This window comes from Shewanella eurypsychrophilus (assembly GCF_007004545.3).
GTDB classification, from domain to species: Bacteria; Pseudomonadota; Gammaproteobacteria; order Enterobacterales; family Shewanellaceae; genus Shewanella; species Shewanella eurypsychrophilus.
This window is the reverse complement of sequence record NZ_CP045503.2, coordinates 2,618,106-2,639,238: the sequence shown is the minus strand read 5'-3', so window position 1 is coordinate 2,639,238 and position 21,133 is coordinate 2,618,106. Positions and strand designations below refer to the sequence as shown.

16 protein-coding genes and 10 tRNA genes are annotated in these 21,133 nt (G+C 42.1%); 22 read left to right on the top strand and 4 right to left on the bottom strand.

Translation table 11 applies throughout. From position 1 onward, the window contains the following. Nucleotides 1-147: 147 nt before the first annotated feature. Nucleotides 148-666: a VC2046/SO_2500 family protein gene (locus tag FM038_RS11170; RefSeq protein ID WP_142871205.1), complete on the bottom strand. Its 519-nt coding sequence runs from the start codon at nt 664-666 to the stop codon at nt 148-150. Nucleotides 667-790: 124 nt separating this feature from the next. Between FM038_RS11170 and FM038_RS11165 the strand changes: the two genes are divergently transcribed. The 5 genes from FM038_RS11165 (at nt 791) to FM038_RS11145 (ending at nt 2,708) form a co-directional block, all read left to right on the top strand. After that, nucleotides 791-875, top strand: a tRNA-Tyr gene (locus FM038_RS11165). An 83-nt stretch (nt 876-958) separates the two neighbouring features. Continuing rightward, nucleotides 959-1,043: transfer RNA gene (locus FM038_RS11160), tRNA-Tyr, on the top strand. Nucleotides 1,044-1,191: 148 nt separating this feature from the next. Further along, nucleotides 1,192-1,276, top strand: a tRNA-Tyr gene (locus FM038_RS11155). An 85-nt stretch (nt 1,277-1,361) separates the two neighbouring features. Then, nucleotides 1,362-1,446: transfer RNA gene (locus tag FM038_RS11150), tRNA-Tyr, on the top strand. A 197-nt stretch (nt 1,447-1,643) separates the two neighbouring features. Further along, nucleotides 1,644-2,708 carry a PLP-dependent cysteine synthase family protein gene (locus FM038_RS11145; protein WP_142871206.1) on the top strand — a complete coding sequence of 355 codons (1,065 nt, stop codon included), beginning with the start codon at nt 1,644-1,646 and terminating at the stop codon, nt 2,706-2,708. Nucleotides 2,709-2,766: 58 nt separating this feature from the next. On the opposite strand, the gene queE is transcribed toward FM038_RS11145, so the two are convergent. Then, a complete protein-coding gene (gene queE, locus FM038_RS11140; protein WP_142871207.1) occupies nt 2,767-3,435 on the bottom strand; it encodes a 7-carboxy-7-deazaguanine synthase QueE in 669 nt (222 codons plus the stop codon). Nucleotides 3,436-3,604: 169 nt separating this feature from the next. Between queE and queC the strand changes: the two genes are divergently transcribed. Further along, the gene (gene queC / locus FM038_RS11135) at nt 3,605-4,300 is read left to right on the top strand and encodes a 7-cyano-7-deazaguanine synthase QueC (protein ID WP_142871208.1); all 696 of its coding nucleotides are present in this window, start codon (nt 3,605-3,607) and stop codon (nt 4,298-4,300) included. Beyond that, nucleotides 4,297-4,908 carry a rhombosortase gene (gene rrtA / locus FM038_RS11130; RefSeq protein ID WP_142871209.1) on the top strand — a complete coding sequence of 204 codons (612 nt, stop codon included), beginning with the start codon at nt 4,297-4,299 and terminating at the stop codon, nt 4,906-4,908. The genes queC and rrtA overlap by 4 nt, the downstream gene beginning before the upstream one ends. A gap of 54 nt (nt 4,909-4,962) precedes the next feature. Here the strand turns inward: rrtA and uvrB are convergent, their stop codons facing one another. Further along, complete coding sequence (gene uvrB, locus FM038_RS11125) at nt 4,963-6,978, bottom strand: excinuclease ABC subunit UvrB (protein ID WP_195873255.1); 2,016 nt, start codon at nt 6,976-6,978, stop codon at nt 4,963-4,965. Between the two features lie 1,042 nt (nt 6,979-8,020). Here uvrB and FM038_RS11120 point away from each other — a divergent pair. From FM038_RS11120 to gloA, 15 genes are all read left to right on the top strand, one after another. Continuing rightward, nucleotides 8,021-8,096: transfer RNA gene (locus FM038_RS11120), tRNA-Asn, on the top strand. A 50-nt stretch (nt 8,097-8,146) separates the two neighbouring features. Next, nucleotides 8,147-8,222: transfer RNA gene (locus tag FM038_RS11115), tRNA-Asn, on the top strand. 32 nt (nt 8,223-8,254) lie between these two features. Continuing rightward, nucleotides 8,255-8,330: transfer RNA gene (locus FM038_RS11110), tRNA-Asn, on the top strand. Nucleotides 8,331-8,355: 25 nt separating this feature from the next. Continuing rightward, nucleotides 8,356-8,431: transfer RNA gene (locus FM038_RS11105), tRNA-Asn, on the top strand. A 36-nt stretch (nt 8,432-8,467) separates the two neighbouring features. Continuing rightward, a tRNA-Asn gene (locus FM038_RS11100) sits at nt 8,468-8,543 on the top strand. A gap of 29 nt (nt 8,544-8,572) precedes the next feature. Next, nucleotides 8,573-8,648, top strand: a tRNA-Asn gene (locus FM038_RS11095). Nucleotides 8,649-8,763: 115 nt separating this feature from the next. Continuing rightward, on the top strand, nt 8,764-10,668 hold the full coding sequence (locus tag FM038_RS11090; protein WP_142871210.1) for an EAL domain-containing protein: 1,905 nt from the start codon (nt 8,764-8,766) through the stop codon (nt 10,666-10,668). Between the two features lie 111 nt (nt 10,669-10,779). After that, nucleotides 10,780-11,358, top strand: coding sequence for an electron transport complex subunit RsxA (gene rsxA, locus FM038_RS11085; RefSeq protein WP_142871211.1), 579 nt, complete (start codon nt 10,780-10,782; stop codon nt 11,356-11,358). 2 nt (nt 11,359-11,360) lie between these two features. Further along, nucleotides 11,361-11,930 (top strand): electron transport complex subunit RsxB, encoded by a 570-nt coding sequence (gene rsxB, locus FM038_RS11080; protein ID WP_142871212.1) that lies wholly within the window; start codon nt 11,361-11,363, stop codon nt 11,928-11,930. Then, complete coding sequence (gene rsxC / locus FM038_RS11075; protein WP_142871213.1) at nt 11,924-14,461, top strand: electron transport complex subunit RsxC; 2,538 nt, start codon at nt 11,924-11,926, stop codon at nt 14,459-14,461. The genes rsxB and rsxC overlap by 7 nt, the downstream gene beginning before the upstream one ends. Before the next feature lie 3 nt (nt 14,462-14,464). Next, on the top strand, nt 14,465-15,517 hold the full coding sequence (rsxD, locus tag FM038_RS11070; RefSeq protein WP_142871214.1) for an electron transport complex subunit RsxD: 1,053 nt from the start codon (nt 14,465-14,467) through the stop codon (nt 15,515-15,517). A 15-nt stretch (nt 15,518-15,532) separates the two neighbouring features. Then, entirely contained in the window at nt 15,533-16,171 is a 639-nt protein-coding gene (rsxG, locus tag FM038_RS11065; RefSeq protein WP_142871215.1) for an electron transport complex subunit RsxG, read from the top strand. Nucleotides 16,172-16,227: 56 nt separating this feature from the next. Beyond that, nucleotides 16,228-16,926 carry an electron transport complex subunit E gene (locus FM038_RS11060; RefSeq protein ID WP_142871227.1) on the top strand — a complete coding sequence of 233 codons (699 nt, stop codon included), beginning with the start codon at nt 16,228-16,230 and terminating at the stop codon, nt 16,924-16,926. Nucleotides 16,927-16,997: 71 nt separating this feature from the next. Next, entirely contained in the window at nt 16,998-17,639 is a 642-nt protein-coding gene (nth, locus tag FM038_RS11055) for an endonuclease III (RefSeq protein ID WP_142871216.1), read from the top strand. Nucleotides 17,640-18,064: 425 nt separating this feature from the next. Continuing rightward, nucleotides 18,065-18,475 carry a lactoylglutathione lyase gene (gene gloA, locus FM038_RS11050; protein ID WP_142871217.1) on the top strand — a complete coding sequence of 137 codons (411 nt, stop codon included), beginning with the start codon at nt 18,065-18,067 and terminating at the stop codon, nt 18,473-18,475. 74 nt (nt 18,476-18,549) lie between these two features. Here the strand turns inward: gloA and FM038_RS11045 are convergent, their stop codons facing one another. Then, entirely contained in the window at nt 18,550-21,081 is a 2,532-nt protein-coding gene (locus FM038_RS11045) for a TonB-dependent receptor (RefSeq protein ID WP_195873254.1), read from the bottom strand. Between the last annotated feature and the right edge of the window lie 52 nt (nt 21,082-21,133).

The following is a 21,133-nucleotide window of genomic DNA, read 5'->3' as shown; positions in this document are numbered from 1 at the left end:
TTTGAGTAATTATACGCTAACAAGATTAAGACATTGATACTTTCGTCATGTTTTTACGATCCATAAGCTCAAATAAACATACAGGTTTATGGCTATTAAGTAATAAGCTATCTCTTACTCCTCACCAGGCTTCTACTCTCTTGCTACTCAGCAGGCTTCTAATAATCGGCTCATCTGTCTTTGCTGAGAAAGCTGGTCAACAAAATGAAGTTGCTCAGTATGTAATTTAACCGAGTGTGGCACCCGCTTATCAAGTACCTTTTCATCATAGAACTTTTGACGAGTGACGAGATCGCAATTTGTCAGTACTTTCTGCATTGAACTCGGCTGATCACCTCTGATGACAATGGCTTCTGGCTGCATAGCTTGCGCCAAATAGAATGCACTCATTCCACCTTTATGGAAATTAGAGCTGTTATCTATTGGTGATGTTTCACTGGATAAATCAGAGAGCAAACATTCTGCCTGAGGTAAGTCAAACTTAGCTCTTAAACGTTCGTTAATATCCGAGTCTTCTGAGTCTGTATAAAATTGCGCCATATCACGCGCGTCAGTCGACAATAGCGCTAACAAAAGCGCAAATTCACCGCGACGCTCATATTCAATCGCGTGATTAAGCCGAGTGCCTAATTGTGACTCATTTATTAAAACAGAACTAGATCGCATAAAAAAACATCAGTAAATCAACTCGTTGATAGTTAATCGACCGCTTGAACAGGAACTTTAGATATTTTTTCAAATTGGTCTTTACACTGAAAGAAATTCTGACTACTATTGCCGCCGCAATTGAGGAGGGGTTCCCGAGTGGCCAAAGGGATCAGACTGTAAATCTGACGGCTCAGCCTTCGAAGGTTCGAATCCTTCTCCCTCCACCATTTGCACTGATAGAGATATTGGTAAAGTTAGTAGTAAAAGAAAGAAAGCAGTAAATGATAGAAGTAGTAGATTAAAGATATCCGGAGGGGTTCCCGAGTGGCCAAAGGGATCAGACTGTAAATCTGACGGCTCAGCCTTCGAAGGTTCGAATCCTTCTCCCTCCACCATCTTTAAGTTTTAAGTTTTAAGTTTTAAGTTTTAAGTTTTAAGTTTTAAGTTTTAAGTTTTAAGTTTTAAGTTTTAAGTTTTAAGTTTTAAGTTTTGTAAAATCGTACCCCATCTTAATGATGAAGTATGCGTATAAAGAGAAAATGTGGAGGGGTTCCCGAGTGGCCAAAGGGATCAGACTGTAAATCTGACGGCTCAGCCTTCGAAGGTTCGAATCCTTCTCCCTCCACCATCTTTAAGTTTTAAGTTTTAAGTTTTAAGTTTTGTAAAATCATACTTCACCTTAATGATGGAGTATGCGTATAAAGAGAAAATGTGGAGGGGTTCCCGAGTGGCCAAAGGGATCAGACTGTAAATCTGACGGCTCAGCCTTCGAAGGTTCGAATCCTTCTCCCTCCACCACTTTCTTTCAGATAAACCTTCGTTTTCTAGCCTATCCAGGCGCTCTCAAATACACTATTTGCAGTTACAAGTTACTACAAGTAATTAATTCCTCTCTAGATAGACTCTCTAGCTCAAGATATTTACCTCTCTCGCTTCCACGACTAAATCAATTTCGTTATTATCTACTTCAATTAGATATACATCCTAGAGGCATCATGAAAAATTCCTGGGTAAATCAAGCTATTGCTAAAATCGAAGCAGATTATCAGCGAAGTGCAGATACTCATCTCATTAAATTAGACATTCCATCTCTTTCGGGCATTGATATCTATTTGAAAGATGAAAGTACCCACCCAACAGGTAGCCTGAAACATCGATTAGCCCGTTCGCTATTCCTTTACGCACTTTGCAACGGTTGGATCAAGGAGGGAACGACGGTCATTGAGTCCTCTTCAGGGAGCACAGCTGTTTCTGAAGCTTATTTTGCCCGTTTATTAGGATTACCCTTTATCGCTGTTATGCCGCGTACGACGGCAAAGAAGAAAGTACAGCAAATAGAGTTTTATGGCGGACGATGCCACTTTGTTGACCACTCAAGCGAGATCTATGCAGGTTCTGAACGGTTAGCAGCTCAATTGGACGGTCATTATATGGACCAATTCACTTATGCTGAACGTGCTACAGATTGGCGAGGCAATAATAATATTGCCAACTCGATTTTTGAGCAGATGAGTAGAGAAGCTCACCCTATCCCTAAATGGATTGTAATGAGTCCTGGGACTGGTGGGACATCCGCAACGATCGGTCGCTATATTCGATATCAGCAACTAGACACTCAACTCTGTGTGGTCGATCCAGAGCATTCCGTTTTTTACGACTATTACACTAGTGGCGACAACACGATTACTTCACCACATGGTAGTAAAATTGAGGGCATAGGTCGTCCCCGAGCGGAGCCGTCATTTATCCCTGGTGTGATTGACCATATGGAACAGATCCCCGATTGCGCGTCAGTAGCGACTATTTATTGGCTAGAAAAACTGATTGGTCGTAAAGCAGGCGCATCTACTGGTACGAACTTATACGGTGTGCTGCAAATTGCAGAACGGATGCATAAAAACGGTGAAACGGGCTCACTGGTCACTCTTTTATGTGACTCTGGCGATCGTTACTTGGATACGTATTATGATCCGAAATGGATTGCGGAGAATATTGGTGATTACTCAGAATATGAACAGCAATTAAATGAGTTCAGCCAATCAGGCCATTTGAAAGTGTAAAGATAATTCTTGCAGGATATGTTTAGTTTTTTGGCTAAACATATCCTGCAAACATGCATTAATCGATATTAAGGTATTTATGAGTCTGTATCGATAAACGCCAGTTGCGTTCAATACAGGTTTGCATGGCAAGCTCAGTCGCTCTCGCCTTTTGACTAATTGGCTGTAAGCAGATGGTTTTATTCTCTACTGCGATGCCTATCAACAACTCATCTAAGTCTTCAATATGTCGTTCGGTAGCTACGGGATGCTTTATCTCGTTGGCTCTTATCAGTGCTTGAGTCAGCACTGACATTCCAGCTTTCATATTTACTTTAGGAGAAACCGTCACCCAAGTACGCTCAGAACAATGCACTTCAAAAGTACCACTGGTTTCAATTTGCGTGTCAAAGCCGGCATCATTTAACGACTCAGTAAGTTCAATGAGGTTATGAATACATGGCTCGCCGCCGGTGATCACTACATGTTTGGCGTTAAACCCTTTGCTCTTAAAGAATCCAATTAATTCGATAGCAGTTAACTGCGACCATCGACCTTGTACTCCGTCAACCTGTATCACCAGCTCAGGTGAGACGCGATTTTCTTCAAGTAAATCCCATGTATGTTTGGTATCACACCATGAACAGCCTACGGGGCAGCCTTGAAGTCTGACAAAAATTGCGGGAACACCTGTGTAGACGCCCTCCCCTTGAATGGTTTCAAAAACTTCGTTAACTGGATATTTCATGGGCTTCCTCAAAACTGTGGTCGGCATTTATAGTGTATTTTTTAATGACAAGCAAGCTTTGTATCTAGCCTAAAAAAGTGGCAACTACCTAAGCCTTATTTACGTCATATTATACAAGCGGGTTTGTGTCAGTTAAAATAGCGGTAATTCAATTATTTTAGTGGTTAATATGTCAAAAGCAGTCGTCGTATTTAGTGGTGGGCAAGATTCTACAACCTGTCTAATTCAAGCCTTAGAACATTATGATGAGGTACATGGGATCACTTTCGATTACGGCCAACGTCATCGCCAAGAGATCGAAGTAGCCAAACAGCTTGGGACTCAGTTAGGTCTTAGCAGCCATAAGGTCCTCGATGTCACTATGCTGAATGAACTTGCTATTTCTGCACTGACCCGAGATTCTATTCAAGTTTCAAACGAGCTGATGGACAATGGTTTACCGAATACTTTTGTTCCTGGTCGTAATATCTTATTTTTAACCTTAGCGGGTATTTTTGCCTATCAACTGGGTGCAGAAGCAGTGATCACCGGTGTGTGTGAAACTGATTTTTCAGGTTACCCTGATTGCCGCAATGACTTTGTAGAAGCGATGGCTTCAGCATTAGTACAAGGTATGGATCGTCCTCTTGAACTGCTCACACCTTTAATGTGGTTGAACAAAGCGGAGACATGGGCCCTAGCGGACAAATATAACAGCCTCGAGCTTATCCGCGATGAAACCTTAACTTGCTATAACGGGATCATAGGTACCGGTTGTAAAACTTGCCCAGCATGTTTACTCAGGCAACGAGGCCTAGATGATTATCTAAGCGATAAAAAGCAGGTACAGTTAGCACTAAGTGCTAAATCAAGCAAACATTCATGACGGAAACAACAACTAGCCATCTTCAACGTTGGCTAGGCTCCATTTACAGCATTATTTTTATGGTCACTTTAGCTTGTTCACTGCTTTATTTTGCAGGAGTGGATAACGTTTTGGCTTTTAGAAGAGATGAAATTGCTCAAGGCGATTATTGGCGTTTATTGACCGGTAACCTGCTCCATACAAATGCTTGGCATTTAGCAATGAATCTCGCTGGCTTATGGGTCATCGCTTTACTGCATCAGAACCATTATAAGCAGATGCATTTCAGTGTCATTTTTATTCTTTGCTGTATTGCACAGGGACTTGGTCTTTATTTTTTCTTTCCTAGTTTAATTGGCTATGTTGGTTTAAGCGGTATGTTGCATGGCTTATTTACCTATGGGGCACTAAAAGATATCACTATTGGGTTAAAGTCTGGCTACCTTTTACTGTTAGGAGTGGTCATTAAAGTGAGTTACGAGCGAGTTTATGGTGCTGGTGAACAAGTCACTGAAATGATCGGTGCTAGAGTCGCAACCGAAGCCCACTTAGTCGGAGTCATCAGTGGGATGCTTATTTTTATAAGCATCTATTGTTTTAATAAAGTGTTTCTGTCAAAAGTAAAATAACATGCGGAACTCTCCGCATGTTATTTGATAAATATAGGTCAAGTATTAAATGAATTAGGCCTTTATCATTGCTTCTCTAAGTAGAGAAGCCTGATCACGCACTGCCGCAGCCTGTTCAAATTCAAGGTTTTTTGCATGTTCATGCATCTGTTTCTCTAAAGCATCAATTTGATGACTCAAGCTTGCCACGTCCTGAACGACATATTTGGCCTTGTTTTCTGCAACGTTTAGACTGCGATAATCACCTAAGATCCCCTTATCTCGCTCTCCAACATCCATCACATCGGTGATCTTCTTCACCACACCTGTAGGAGTAATACCATTATCGAGATTGAATTGATGTTGCATTTTACGCCGTCGCTCTGTTTCCCCCATGGCTGCCGCCATAGATTTAGTGATGCGGTCAGCATACAGTATCACCTTGCCATTGATATTTCGGGCTGCACGGCCCATAGTCTGAATTAAGGAACGCTCGGAACGTAAGAAGCCCTCTTTATCCGCATCCAGAATACACACCAGTGATACTTCAGGCATATCCAAGCCTTCACGCAGTAGGTTAATACCGACCAAAACATCGAAGACTCCCAAACGAAGATCACGAATAATCTCTACTCTTTCAACCGTATCGATATCTGAATGCAGATACCTTACCTTGATCCCATGCTCGTCTAAATATTCACTTAAATCTTCCGACATGCGTTTCGTTAGCGTCGTGACCAACACCCGCTCATTGACCTTAATTCTTTTACCTATTTCAGAAAGCAGATCATCGACCTGTATCCCCACAGGCCTGACTTCAACTTCAGGATCGAGTAATCCCGTAGGCCTAACCACTTGCTCAGCAATCTCACCATCACATTTTTCAATCTCATATTGACTCGGCGTCGCTGACACGTAGATGGTTTGCGGCATTAAGTTTTCGAACTCTTCAAACTTAAGCGGGCGATTATCGAGTGCAGAAGGTAGCCTGAAACCGTATTCAACTAAGTTTGATTTCCTAGAACGATCACCTTTGTACATAGCACCGATTTGAGGCACAGTGACATGAGACTCATCAATAATAAGCAGTCCATCATCTGGAAGGTAATCGAGCAATGTCGGAGGCCCCTCACCTGTCGCTCTTCCTGAAAGATAACGTGAGTAATTTTCGATGCCAGAACAATAACCTAGTTCTACCATCATCTCTAAGTCGTATTGTACCCGCTCAGAGATACGCTGCGCCTCAATGAGCTTATTGTTATCTAATAATTGTTGTTTACGCTCTCTTAGTTCCTCTTTTATCTCCTCTGTTGCAGCAAGGATTTTTTCGCGAGGCGTAACATAGTGACTCTTGGGATAAACAGTTATTCTGGCTATACGCTTAATGATATGGCCTGTTAATGGATCAAACAGACTCAAGCGCTCTATTTCATCATCGAACAGTTCAACACGTATAGCATTTCTATCTGAGTCAGCAGGAAAAATATCAATCACCTCTCCTCTAACCCTAAACGTGCCCCGATCTAAAGCGATGTCATTACGTTTATACTGCAATTCACTGAGCCTAAGCAGGATATCTCTTTGCCCCATAAAGTCACCTTGCCTCAAATGAAGCAGCATCTTCATATAGGACTCAGGATCGCCTAATCCATAAATCGCCGAAACAGATGCGATTAACACCACATCTGTTCTTTCTAGTAATGCCTTAGTTGCAGATAATCTCATCTGCTCAATATGCGCATTAACAGATGCATCTTTCTCTATAAATGTATTGGTAGAGGGGACATAAGCTTCAGGTTGATAATAATCATAATAAGAAACAAAGTATTCAACCGCATTATGAGGGAAAAACTCTTTCATCTCACCGTATAGCTGAGCCGCTAATGTCTTATTAGGTGCCATGATAATTGTAGGACGTGCCATCTGCTTAATGACATTCGCAATCGTGAAAGTCTTACCTGAGCCCGTCACTCCCAACAACGTCTGGCACGCAAGCCCTGACTTTATGCCGTCGACTAATTGAGCTATGGCTTTTGGCTGATCACCCGCTGGAGAATATTGTGATTCGAGTCGAAAACTGGATTCTGTCACTTAGTCGGTTCCTTTTATGCACAGCAGAATATTTTAAACTAATTTCAGCTTTTGAGGGAATAAGCTTGATGAAAAATTATCTCTCTCATAAAAACAGGCTCTCTTAAGGCTCAAATTAAACCCAAAGGGGTCATTTCTTTAGTTCAAAATGAAACAAATACAAAATTAATTTTATGAAATTTTACTACATGATTTAAATACAAGCTAAAAGGTCAACAAACAGCCGCAAATGCACCAGAAATACAGGATTAATGCACAAGTTAGTGTTGAGACTCTGTTACATTTTGACAACAGAGCATACATGTAAATAATTTAACCCTTGATTTTATCATCTTGTTGTTTTTAAAGACTTAAATTTAATCTCTAAAAATATGACGATTTTAAGTCCAATGCCCAGTTTATAAGGCTTAGACACACATTTTCTATGTTAACCCACAGGTTTATCCACAGATTTAGTGGATAACTCAGGCTAGCCCTTATCATACGGGGCTTTTACCATGATAAGCCAGAAGCAGTAAAAAATGTCTTAGGATGTAATTTTGTTACATCTGACCGTTTAGTAAAATAGAACTTAAGATACAAACACCCGTTTAGAAAACTGAAAATCCAATCTTTCAACGTTTATTCCTACCTTCAATCCACACAACGATTTTAATTTTCATCCAATCACATTAATAACGAAAGCAATAATGCATGGATAAACAAGTTAAATGGACGACTTATACATACGACTTAACTAGACGACTTAAGAAGATGTCACGGATGAGTCACTGAAATCCCAGAGCTGAAGCACTTAGATGTCGCTAAGCCAGCTCTTTTTAATACTAATAGGTAATTAGTTAACTAATAACAAAACACTTTTATGAGAAAGCACTGACAGCAAGTGGTCATAGTTACGCCAAAATGTGTAATTCTACATCAGGACGAACATTAGATGAGCACTTAACCGCATAATTGCACTTTTTTGTCCAACTCGAGTTGACTCATAGGCAAGAGCGATTTAATATGCGCTCCGTCTTCAACGACGAGTAGCTTTAACGTTTCCCCTGTAGTTCAGTTGGTAGAACGGCGGACTGTTAATCCGTATGTCACTGGTTCGAGTCCAGTCCGGGGAGCCAAAGTTATTATTTGTTGAGACAAATCAGAATGTTATTTTGATTAAAAGTATTCCCCTGTAGTTCAGTTGGTAGAACGGCGGACTGTTAATCCGTATGTCACTGGTTCGAGTCCAGTCTGGGGAGCCACTTTTAATGATATCTGATAGAATGAAAACGATTCCCCTGTAGTTCAGTTGGTAGAACGGCGGACTGTTAATCCGTATGTCACTGGTTCGAGTCCAGTCCGGGGAGCCATTTCATTCAAAATATTTAATTCGATTCCCCTGTAGTTCAGTTGGTAGAACGGCGGACTGTTAATCCGTATGTCACTGGTTCGAGTCCAGTCCGGGGAGCCAATTAAGTATTAAATTAAGTAAATATGTTATTTCAATTCCCCTGTAGTTCAGTTGGTAGAACGGCGGACTGTTAATCCGTATGTCACTGGTTCGAGTCCAGTCTGGGGAGCCAAATAACATAAAAATGTAATAAATAGCGATTCCCCTGTAGTTCAGTTGGTAGAACGGCGGACTGTTAATCCGTATGTCACTGGTTCGAGTCCAGTCTGGGGAGCCAATTTATACACCTCGCTTTAATCTAATCCTTTCTATTTATATTCATTTAAGTTTAAAATAACTTCCAGTATTTACTAGAATAATAAATATATTCTAACTCTGCGAATGGATTTTATATGAGCTTAACTAAACTCTTTCATACATTTTTACTGTTCCTTTTTGCAGGTATTACTTCCCTTTCCTATCTCGATAATAAGACCCAACTTCAACAGCAAGCTGATCTGTTGCATAAAAATTATCAATCCGTTTTCTCTGTGCTGGCCCTAGATGCTGAAGATGGCACGATTTTGTTATCCCAGCTTGAAAAGCATGCCTCATTCCAGTTTTTTCAATACATTCATAATGAAGATAGTAACTTCAATCTCACCAAAGGTGATTTGTTTGGTGACTCGGGTCAATTAATCTACAAAATATTTCAAATCGATCTTCCTGATACAAGGCAACTCGCTCATGGTCGACTTCAGGTAAAACTATTGACCCGTGACATTCAGGCTGAAGCGGTCAGTCGTTTTACCCAAGCAGGGATAATCATCTGGTGTGTTTACTTTTTGATTGCGGCTTTTTTCACACTGATGATGTTAAAATTTAAACGTTCAGTTAACTATGCCGCTGCTTATGTTGACTCATTATCGAGTCATTCCTATGACGCATTGGCCTCTTCTAAATTTTGCGCTGAATTAATGCCTATTGGCCGAGCACTTGAGAAATGTAAGGTCGAATTAAAATTTAATTTTGATGAATCGACGAAAGAGAATGAAAAGTTACAACGTGCAGCTTATCAAGACCCTATTACAGGTTTTGATACACGGCTTCGTTTCACCCAAAAACTTGAAACCTTTTCTGCACTAAGTAAAGAACAGATTGGCCTATTGGCAATGGTAAAAGCAACAGAGCTTGGACAAATTAACCAAAGCCACGGTCGCTCCGCTGGAGACGATTATTTAGCTAAAATCGCAAACTGCATCCGCAAAGCCATCACAAAATATCCCAACTCAGAATGCTACAGGATCTCAACAGCTGATTTCGCAGTTTTCATACCAGACCTAGTTTTCAAAGATGGTGTGCCTTTTCTCGAGTCACTAAAGTCATTATTCGATGAATATCAGCAAACATTAAAGACGGACTCGATTGCCCATATCGGCCTCGTCCCCTACACAAATGACAGCGACCCAGTCAATTTATTAACTTTAAGTGATACGGCCGTGAGTATTGCACAGACTCTGGGACCTAATTGTTTTCATATGCAAGATAAGCTTAATGGCGACGAAGTCTATGGTGACACACGCTGGAAGCTCGCTATTGAAGACCTCATTAGACGGCGTGCCATTAAATTCTACCAGCAACCTATCCAGCCTTGCCGTACAGAAGTAAAAGTTTACAAGGAGCTATTTTCACGATTCTATAATAGTGAAGGTAAATTCCTTCCAACTGCCACTGTTATAGCAATGGCAGAACGTCATGGCATGATCGTCGAACTCGATAAGCTTATCGTAATGAACACATTAAAGATTTTAATAGATACCCCGTCACTAGAGGGATCTTATGGCATCAATATTAGTTCCAGCTCTATCATGCAGGAGTCATTTGTTGCTTGGCTTAAAGACCAGCTCGTTAAAAGGCGCCATATCGCTGCTAGGCTAGTTTTTGAAACGAATGAAGCGGGTATGCAATCGAATATGGCCTCCAGCTATGCATTTGTGAAAGTCATGCACAGTGTAGGAGCGCGTGTATCCGTTGAGCATTTCGGAATGGGATTCACATCCTTTAAGTTTTTCCGCGAGGTACGTCCAGACTTCATAAAACTAGATGGTAGTTATACCGATTCGATTGAAAAAGACACCAACAATATGTTTTTTATCAAGATGATAATAGATATATCTCGTCGGTTAGGCATTCGTGTCATTGCCACGAGTGTCGAGAGACAAGAAGAGAAACTAGCACTTGAAAAAATGTTGATTGATGGACTACAAGGATACTACATCGCACAACCACAAGTAATTCAGGTGATGGAGACTAATTAATCAATTTTCAATTTTGACGCTAATAATTTAAAACCTTGTATTCTATGTGTTGTTTCTGACTCAGGAAAAGTCGATAATAGCGTTAATAATTATTCTCAAAAATGAATAGAGATGAGTGAGTATCTCCTATTATTGATCAGCACAGTTCTGGTCAATAATTTTGTATTAGTAAAATTCCTTGGTCTTTGCCCTTTTATGGGGGTATCTAGCAAACTAGAATCTGCCATAGGTATGTCTATGGCGACCACCTTTGTGCTGACGTTAGCATCAGTTTTAAGCTATCTGGTCAACCAATACTTATTACTTCCTTTCGACCTCAACTATCTGAGAACCATGAGTTTCATCTTGGTTATTGCTGTCGTTGTGCAATTTACTGAAATGCTAGTTCAAAAGACGAGCGCGTCATTGTACCGGGCATTGGGGATCTATTTACCCCTCATTACAACCAACTGTGCAGTGCTCGGCGTTGCTTTACTTAACATCAATGAAAAACATACTTTCATCCAATCGGCGGTTTATGGTTTCGGCGCAGCAATCGGTTTCTCATTAGTATTGATTTTATTCTCTGCAATGCGTGAACGACTGGCAGCTGCAGATGTACCTTTGCCTTTTAAAGGAGGGGCTATTGCCATGATCACTGCAGGCTTAATGTCTCTCGCATTTATGGGCTTCACGGGGTTAGTTAAGTAAACATGTCTGGAATTTTTATCGCTATAATCTTGCTGACCATTTTGGCACTATTTTTTGGTGTTTTATTGGGATTTGCAGCTGAAAAATTTAAAGTAGATGGCGACCCTTTGGTCGAACAACTCGAAGCCCTATTACCTCAAACTCAATGTGGACAGTGTGGTTACCCTGGTTGTCGTCCCTATGCCGAGGCAATAGCGAACGGCGAGAAAATAAATAAGTGTCCCCCAGGCGGCACTGCCACCATGGAAAAGCTTGCAGATATGGCTGGCGTCGATCCTGAGCCGCTTTCAGCGACTGAAGAGGTACAAGTCAAGAAAGTGGCCTATATCCGTGAGGATGAGTGCATAGGCTGCACAAAATGCATACAAGCTTGTCCAGTGGATGCCATTTTAGGTACCGGCAAGCTCATGCACACCGTCATCACCGATTACTGCACAGGGTGTGATTTATGTGTAGAGCCGTGCCCCGTTGACTGTATAGACATGTTACCTGTCGCACAAAATATGAAAACTTGGGATTGGAAATTACATGCTATTCCCGTTAAAACGTTAGATGAGGATTTGAAGTGCTAACTTTATTTGAACAAATTGATAAAGGGACACTTTGGCACTCAATCGGTGGTATACACCCACCTGAGCGTAAGTCTATCTCTAACCATACGCCAATTAAAACCTTACCTCTGGCAGCGGAATATATCATTCCTTTACCTCAGGTTGGCGAATCGGCGGTTTTAGTCGTAAAGCCCGGTGACTATGTCGCTAAAGGTACGGCTCTGACCCAAGGTAGTCATTTTGGCCATCTTGCTGTTCATGCCCCCACGTCTGGGCACATTTCAAAAATAGAACCTAGGCCGAGTAACCATGCATCGGGTTTAGACATTTTAAGCTGTGTGATAATACCAGACGGTTTAGATACTCAGATAGATACCTTGCATACTCCCCTTAATGCCGAAGAGCTTGATAATCTATCGAACCAACAAATTCTCACTAAAATCCAAAGTGCTGGCATTGCTGGGCTTGGAGGTGCGGCATTTCCAACCCATATTAAACTAAACCCAGCTAGCGATATCGAACTGGTCATCATCAATGCCATTGAATGTGAGCCCTATATCACATCAGATGACATGATCATGAGAGAAAAAAGTGACGATATTTTAAATGGTATCGCGATAATACATCGCCTTTTAAGCCCCAAACGACTCATTATTGCTATCGAAGATAATAAGCCTGAGGCCATTGAGAAGATGCAACACGCATTGAATCGAAGCGCACTACCTAAACATGGAGTCAGGATAACCACAGTGCCAACACTCTACCCTTCAGGTGGTGAGAAACAGTTGGTGCAGATTTTAACTGGCCAGGAAGTGCCTTCAGGTGCAATACCCGCTCAGCTCGGTATTTTGGTTCAAAATGTTGCAACCGCATATGCTATCAACGAAGCCGTATTAAAAAACCAGCCGCTTATTGAGCGTGTTATCACAATAACAGGTGAAAATACCCAAGAACCAGGCAATTACTGGGTTCCAATAGGCACACCAATATCACATTTACTCACACAGACTGGTTTTAAGGGCACTGAGAACGATAAAGTCATTATTGGTGGCCCTATGATGGGTTACGCTCTTTATAACGATAATGCGCCAAGTTTAAAGGGCTCTAATTGTATCTTGCTCCCCAGTAGTAATGAGTTAGCGCCTGAGCAGAAAGAGTTACCTTGTGTACGTTGTGGTGAGTGTGCCCATGTTTGTCCTGCACAATTGCTTCCACAACAGTTATTTTGGCACTCGAAAGCTGAAGAATACGATAAAGCCGCCAATTTTCATTTAGCAGATTGTATTGAATGTGGTTGCTGCACCTATGTGTGCCCTAGTGAGATCCCATTAGTCGAATACTATCGAATTGCTAAATCTGCGATTAGAAATGAAGCAGAAGAGAAGAAGCAAGCAGAACTGGCCAAACAGCGATTCGAACTAAGAACTCAGCGCCTCGACGATGAGAAGTTGGCGCGGGAAGCTAAGCAAAAAGCCGCGGCTCAGAGACGTAAAGCAAACATGACCTCTTCCGATAAGGATGCTGTTGCGCTGGCAATGGCGAGAATTAAAGCGAAGAAAGAAGCTGTTAGCTCAGCTCCACAAGGAGCGAGTCAATCAGATTCAAAACGCAGTGACATTTCGGCTGCAGTAGCAAGAGCGAAGGCCAAGAAAGCCGCTTTTAAAGCAGAGACTGATACGGATCTAGCCACTCAATCTGATAAGGTAACCTCAACAGACGCATCGACGCCAATTGATGACAAAAAAGCCAAAATTGCCGCAGCCGTCGCCAGGGCCAAAGCTAAGAAAGCTGCCTTGAAAGCAGAGACTGATACGGATCTAGCCACTCAATCTGATGAGGTAACCTCAGCAGACGCATCGACGCCAATTGATGACAAAAAAGCCAAAATTGCCGCGGCTGTCGCCAGGGCCAAAGCTAAGAAAGCTGCCTTGAAAGCAGAGACTGATACGGATCTAGCTACTCAATCTGATGAGGTAACCTCAGCAGACGCATCGACGCCAATTGATGACAAAAAAGCCAAAATTGCCGCAGCGGTCGCCAGGGCCAAAGCTAAGAAAGCGACCTTGAAAGCAGAGACTGATACGGATCTAGCCACTCAATCTGATGAGGTAACCTCAGCAGACGCATCGACGCCAATTGATGACAAAAAAGCCAAAATTGCCGCAGCCGTCGCCAGGGCAAAAGCTAAGAAAGCGGCCTTGAAAGCAAAGTCTGAAAAAACAGGCTCTGACACGAACCTAGCTACTCAACCCGATGACGTGACCTCAGCAGATGAATTGGCGCCCGTTGATGACAAAAAAGCCAGAATTGCCGCAGCCGTCGCTAGGGCCAAAGCTAAGAAAGCTGCCTTAAAAGCAGAGTCTGAAAAGCCAGGCTCTGAAAAAACAGGCTCTGACACGAACCTAACGACTCAACCCGATGGCGTAATCTCAGCAGATGAACCGACGCCAGTTGATGACAAAAAAGTGAGAATCGCCGCGGCTGTCGCTAAGGCCAAAGCCAAAAAAGCTGCACAAGCCCACAGCTCTAAAATTGAACATGAAAAGGAATAATTGATGGCGTTTAAGATAGCCTCTTCGCCTCATCTGAGTCGTCGTTTTCAAACCAGCACATTAATGCAAAGAGTGCTACTTTGCGCTTTACCCGGTGTAGCAGTACAGTGCTTCTTTTTTGGTTGGGGAACACTAATCCAACTCGCAATAGCCATATCTGTAGCCTTACTGTGTGAAGCTGGTGTATTAGCCCTTAGGAAGCGACCAATAATTAATACACTCAAAGACAACAGTGCATTACTCACGGCGCTATTTATTGGCATTGCAGTACCTCCCTTGGCGCCTTGGTGGCTAACACTCCTTGGTGCGATGTTTGCTATTATAATTGTTAAACACCTCTATGGCGGGCTTGGACACAACATCTTCAATCCTGCGATGGCAGCGTATGTCATGTTACTTATTTCATTTCCGGTTCAAATGACTAGTTGGGTCGCCCCAAGTACACTTGCCAGTTATCAGCCCGACCTGTTAGCCAGTTTGCTGCTTATCTTTTTAGGTGGAAGCCAAGTCGATATTGCGGCTTATAAGCTAGGTTTCGATGGCATCGCTATGGCAACGCCACTTGATACCCTCAAAACTGATTTATCGATGGGATTAACCAGCACAGAGAGCCTGACAAAATCAATCTTTAGTGACGGTTTTGGTATTGGCTGGTTTTGGGTAAATATGGCCTACCTCGCCGGCGGTTTGCTGATGATTAAACTCAAACTGATCCGCTGGCATATCAGTGTTGGTCTTTTAGGGGCATTATTCATCTGTGCAAGTGTGGGATTCATGCTAAACCCAGACACACACGCAGGTCCCCTATTCCATTGGTTTTCTGGCGCAACCATGCTTGCTGCATTTTTTATCGCCACCGACCCAGTCACGGCTGCGACCAGTGTGCGTGGTAGACTGATTTTTGGTGGGTTAATTGGCCTTTTGGTCTACGTGATCAGAACCTATGGGGGTTATCCAGATGCTTATGCTTTTGCCATATTATTAGCAAATTTATGTGCACCTTTTATTGATCACTATATCAAGCCCAGGGCCTATGGCCACAGAGCTAGAAGCTAACATGAGGAATTTCATATGAAAAACTCTATGATAAGAAATGGCTTTTTATTGGGTTTATTTGCTCTGTTATGTACTGCTTTTGTCGCTATCGTCAATCAGCAGACGGCAGATAAGATTATCGAGCAACAACAAATTGAGTTGCGACGTACCCTGCATCAACTCATACCCAGTAGCATTTATGATAATGAGCTGACTCAGCACTGTATTCTGATACACAATGAAGAGGCATTAGGTATTGATGAACCTCTACCCGCTTACATCGCAAGCTATCAATCAATCCCTGTAGCAATTGCCATAGAGGCCGTCGCACCAGATGGATATAACGGCAATATCAAGTTGATCATTGGTATTGATAGCCAAGGGACTGTATTAGGCGTCAGAACCCTAACACACGCAGAAACACCTGGACTCGGTGATAAAATCGATCTTAGAAAATCTGATTGGGTCCTCAGTTTTAACCAGAAATCACTTAATTCAGAAGATAGCAAACGCTGGAGAGTAAAAAAAGACGGTGGTGACTTTGACCAGTTTACCGGGGCTACCATCACACCAAGAGCTTACGTTAACGCAGTTAAAAATGTGCTGCTTTACTTTAATGAAAACCATGAAATGTTGCTTCAGCGTCCAGCTAATTGTGAGGTCGACTACCAATGAGTGAATCAGGTCTAGATACGCTAGATGAAACCGCTAGCAAGGAAAAAACTCCAGTATTGAGTGAGTACAAAGAGATTGCCTATCAAGGTTTATGGAAAAATAATCCAGGTCTTGTACAGCTATTAGGTCTTTGTCCATTATTAGCGGTGACAGCAACGTTAACCAATGCCTTAGGATTAGGCTTAGCCACAATGCTTGTGTTGATTGGCTCAAATATTTTAGTTTCACTGGTAAAAGATTATGTGCCTAAAGAGATCCGTATCCCAGTATTTGTGATGATCATCGCCGCACTCGTCACCAGTGTCCAATTGCTCATTAATGCCTATGCCTACGGCCTGTACTTATCTTTAGGGATTTTCTTACCCTTGATTGTCACTAACTGTGTCATCATTGGTCGCGCAGAAGCATTCGCTTCCCGTAATTCACTGGCCAAGTCTGCCTTTGATGGCCTTATGATGGGGTTAGGTTTCTTAATCGTTCTTGCCATTTTAGGTGCCGGAAGAGAAATTTTAGGTCAAGGCACGTTATTTGACGGAGCAGAACTTTTGTTAGGTGACTGGGCTGCAGGGTTAACGATTCAGTTGTGGCAATTTGAAACTAGCTTTCTTCTTGCTATGCTGCCACCTGGTGCATTTATCGGTATGGGCTTTTTAATCGCACTTAAGAATGTTATTGATAAGAAGATTGCAGACAGGCAACCTAATGTTACTAACCCAGTAGCAGTGACGAGAGCAAGAATAACCAAAGTAGGTTAATGCTAGGTGCTAATCAAGACACCTAGCCTCCTGCTAGCAACCATTAAAATAATAAGAATGTTGATCGAGCAATGAATAAAGATAAACGACAGCGAATATTAGAAATTTTAAGAGACAACAACCCTCATCCGGAGACAGAGCTTAACTTCTCCAGCCCGTTTGAGTTATTAGTTGCCGTCACCTTGTCAGCCCAAGCGACTGATGTCAGTGTCAATAAGGCCACAGATAAACTCTTTGTGGTGGCGAATACCGCTCAATCTATCTATGACTTAGGTGTCGATGGGCTCAAAGACTATATCAAAACCATTGGCTTATATAATAATAAAGCAATTAACGTTAATAAAGCCTGCGCTATTTTACTCGATAAATATAACGGTGAAGTGCCGGAAAATCGAGAAGCACTTGAATCTTTACCTGGCGTAGGAAGAAAAACCGCCAATGTCGTACTCAATACGGCGTTTGGTTGGCCCACTATAGCCGTAGATACTCATATTTTTAGAGTCGCTAATCGAACAAAATTCGCCATGGGCAAGAATGTCGACCAAGTTGAAGACAAGATGCTTAAAGTTGTGCCTGCGGAGTTTAAGGTTGACGTCCACCACTGGTTTATTCTGCAAGGTCGGTATACCTGCCTCGCCAGAAAGCCTCGTTGTGGTAGTTGTTTGATCGAAGAACTTTGTGAGTTCAAAGACAAAATCTACCCTGACGAATGACAATAATCTTGCAAATCCCCCCCATAAAAAAAGCCGCAATGCGGCTTTTTTTATGGGGAAATACTTATTTTATACCCATCAGTTTTAATATTTATTGAAATATTAAAACATACTCCAAAAGAAGATAGATAAGCATGTGCCGATAACTGCACTCAAACCAAATGCCATTTTTAATTCAATATTCATTAATTATTTCCAGTCAATGTCAGTAATGTTCTAATCATAATTATCTTAATAAATGGCACTAATTCACATCAAAACCTCGCTAATTTGTGATCTTAATCAGTGTTTAATCTTAAAGAAAGTGGTCTAAAAGCAAGGTAATGGACTAGATCAATAGGTTATACTCGCATCACTGCATGAGCAGAATGTCATAATATCTGAATTTAACAAAACAGAGCCAAAATACAGCCATCGAGGTTTCAATGTCGCAGCTTCTTCATACCATGATCCGTGTCATCAATTTAGACAAAAGCATCCATTTTTACACTGAAGTAATGGGTATGGATCTCCTTAGAAAATCAGAAAATAGTGAATATAGGTACACTTTAGCGTTCGTGGGCTTTGGTGATGAATCCAGTGGCAGTGCTGTCATCGAGCTTACCCATAACTGGGATGCTGACCGCTATGATATGGGAAATGCCTTCGGACATTTAGCCATAGGCGAAGAGGATATTTATGCACGCTGTAAAGCCATTAAAGCTGCTGGAGGTAAAGTCATACGTGCACCAGGCCCCGTTGCTGGCGGCAGTACAGAGATAGCATTTGTGGAAGATCCTGATGGATACAAAATCGAGCTTATTCAGATGAGCTCTGCATCGAAAGGCTTAGGTTAAATATTTCCACCTATTTATAAGCATAAAAAAAGCGCCTTTCGGCGCTTTTTATTTAAATCTGTAATCAACTAAGCTTAGAACTTAACAGTCACACCAGCATAGTACTGACGACCAATGGTGTCATAGACTTCTGGTACCGTTCCACCGTCACTGCCGTTAGAAACCGTTGATGGCTCTTCGTCAGTCAAGTTCTTAACACCAGCACTTACCATCCAAGCATCATTGATGAAGTAACTTGCTGAAACATTATGATAAAGAACTGAATCAACTTTAGTACCTGCACCTAAATCATCCATCTCACCGATATAACGGTTGAAGTACATTACACTCCAGTCGTCTTGGCCAGCTTTGATGCTGAAGTTGTTACGTACTTGAGCATATGCACCGAAGTTGCCATCGATGGTATTAGTGTAATCAACGCCATCTTGCTCAAAGTTCAACAAGTAAGTCGTGTCATTGCTAATGGTCCAATCTAGGTTTAACACTTCAAAGTTATAGGCTAAGTTAAAATCGATACCGCTAGTGTCTTGGTAACCGACGTTAGTTAGTGAGTTTGTTAGGTTATCTAAATCACCATCTGGTCCAATATTGAACGCTTCACATGCTGCTTGGTCACCTGCATAACAGTTGTTTAGACCATTTTGAGTATCCATACGCGCAATCGCATTGGTTACTTTAAAGCGCCAGTAATCGACAGTCAGTGACAGGCCATCAACATAGCTAGGCGAATATACTAAACCTGCTGTGTAAGACTCTGACTCTTCTGGTTTAAGATCTTCATCTGACGTACGAATAACTAAGATCTGTGGGTCTTGCTCATTTTTCCAAGGATCAACTAGGTAATCGAATGAACCAGAGTTTCCGCCGTATAGCTCGCTGACGCTAGGAGCACGGAAGCCTGTTGCTGCAACACCACGAAGCATCAAGTCATCTGTCGCTGCGTATGTTAGACCTATTTTCCATGTAGATGCGTTACCGAATGTCGAGTATTCGTCAAATCGTAGTGCGAACTCACCAGTTAGCTTTTCAGTAAATGGAACGCTTACTTCCTGGAACACAGAAATTACGTTGTAGTTACCATCAGTAGGATCTTGCTGAGCAGCAGTACTTTCACCCGCTACAACAATTGGGTCTGGATTGTAATATCCACTTTCATAACGATATTCTGCACCGATAGCATATGCAACTGCACCTGCATCAAGGTCAAATAACTCACCAGTTAGTCCTGCAGAGATAACATGTTGCTCATTACCACCATCAGCTTGTTCAGTGTAAGCAACACTATCTAGCAAATCTTGGTCTGTCATCGGCTGACCGGTAAACCAAGCATCTTGATCTGCATAGATTGCATTCGTCATGATTGATGCATTGATCGAGTTTTCTACCGCAGTATCAGCTTTGTTCTTACCGTAAGTGTAGGAAATATCCCAATCCATACCGGTATTAATATCGAGAGAGCCTGCTAGAGCTGCAGAAACACGCAATGTATCTGTGTCCTGAGTATAGATACGTGGACCTACATCAGTCATACGTTTTCTGTAGTTAACTTGTCCTTTGTCGTTTGGCGTGATGCCTGCATCGATCATGTCTTGGTCAAGTTCTATACAGGTAAGAGGATCGTCACCCGCTTCACAAACGTCTAAGTCGAGGTTAGCAGGCTGAGGGGCCATCTGCTGGTTTGACTTACGCTTGGTGTAAAGGATATCACCGGTTAACACTAGGTCACCGCCAAGCTCTTGAGTCATGTTGGCGAACAAGCTGTAGCGCTTACTAGGCGTCTGGTAAAAACTGTCTTGTGTATAATCGTACCCTTCTTCACGATCTACCCAGTTACCGTTTTCATCTTTAACCATACCGCCAAGAGAGCCATTTGGAATAAATGAGCTCGCACCTGGATCTGTCCAGTCACGGTCAGACTGAATAACGCCGCGACGCTCAGAGTAAGCAGCACCAAATGTGTAGTTACCTGTATCTGTATTAAAGCCGTAAAGTGCACTGATTTCGCCGTTTTCACCGTCGCTCTTATCAGTCATACCGCCAGTAACATCAATCTGGAAGCCTTCAAAATCTTTCTTAGTGATGATGTTAACTACACCAGCGATGGCATCTGAGCCATATACAGCTGAAGCACCATCTTTTAGAATTTCTACACGTGCAATCATTGCTACTGGAATAGAGTTAAGATCCACAGCGCTGTCTGCACCAGAACCTGAGTTAACCATACGGCGACCATTTAGCAATACTAAAGTACGTTGTGAGCCCATACCACGCAGGTCAACCTGAGCAACACCGTCTGCACCGTTGTTAGTGCTTGAACCAACAGCTGCACCTGCCATTGATGTCTGTGCTTGTAGCATTTGGTCTACAGAAGTGAAACCTTCTGCTTTAATTGTTGCAGCATCGATAATGGTAACCGGTGAGGCCGTTTCCATATCTTGACGCTGAATGCGGGAGCCAGTTACTGCAATGCGTTCCACATTGGCAGTTTCTTCTTGAGCGACTGCAGTACTAGAAACTGTAAAAGCTGCTGTTGAAACTGATGCGATTAACCCAAGCTTAATCGCTTGAGATAATTTATTACTCTTATGCAGTGATGTTCTTATCATTAAGATTTACTCCCTAACTATTATTACTTACTTATTTTGTTGTTATTTTGCG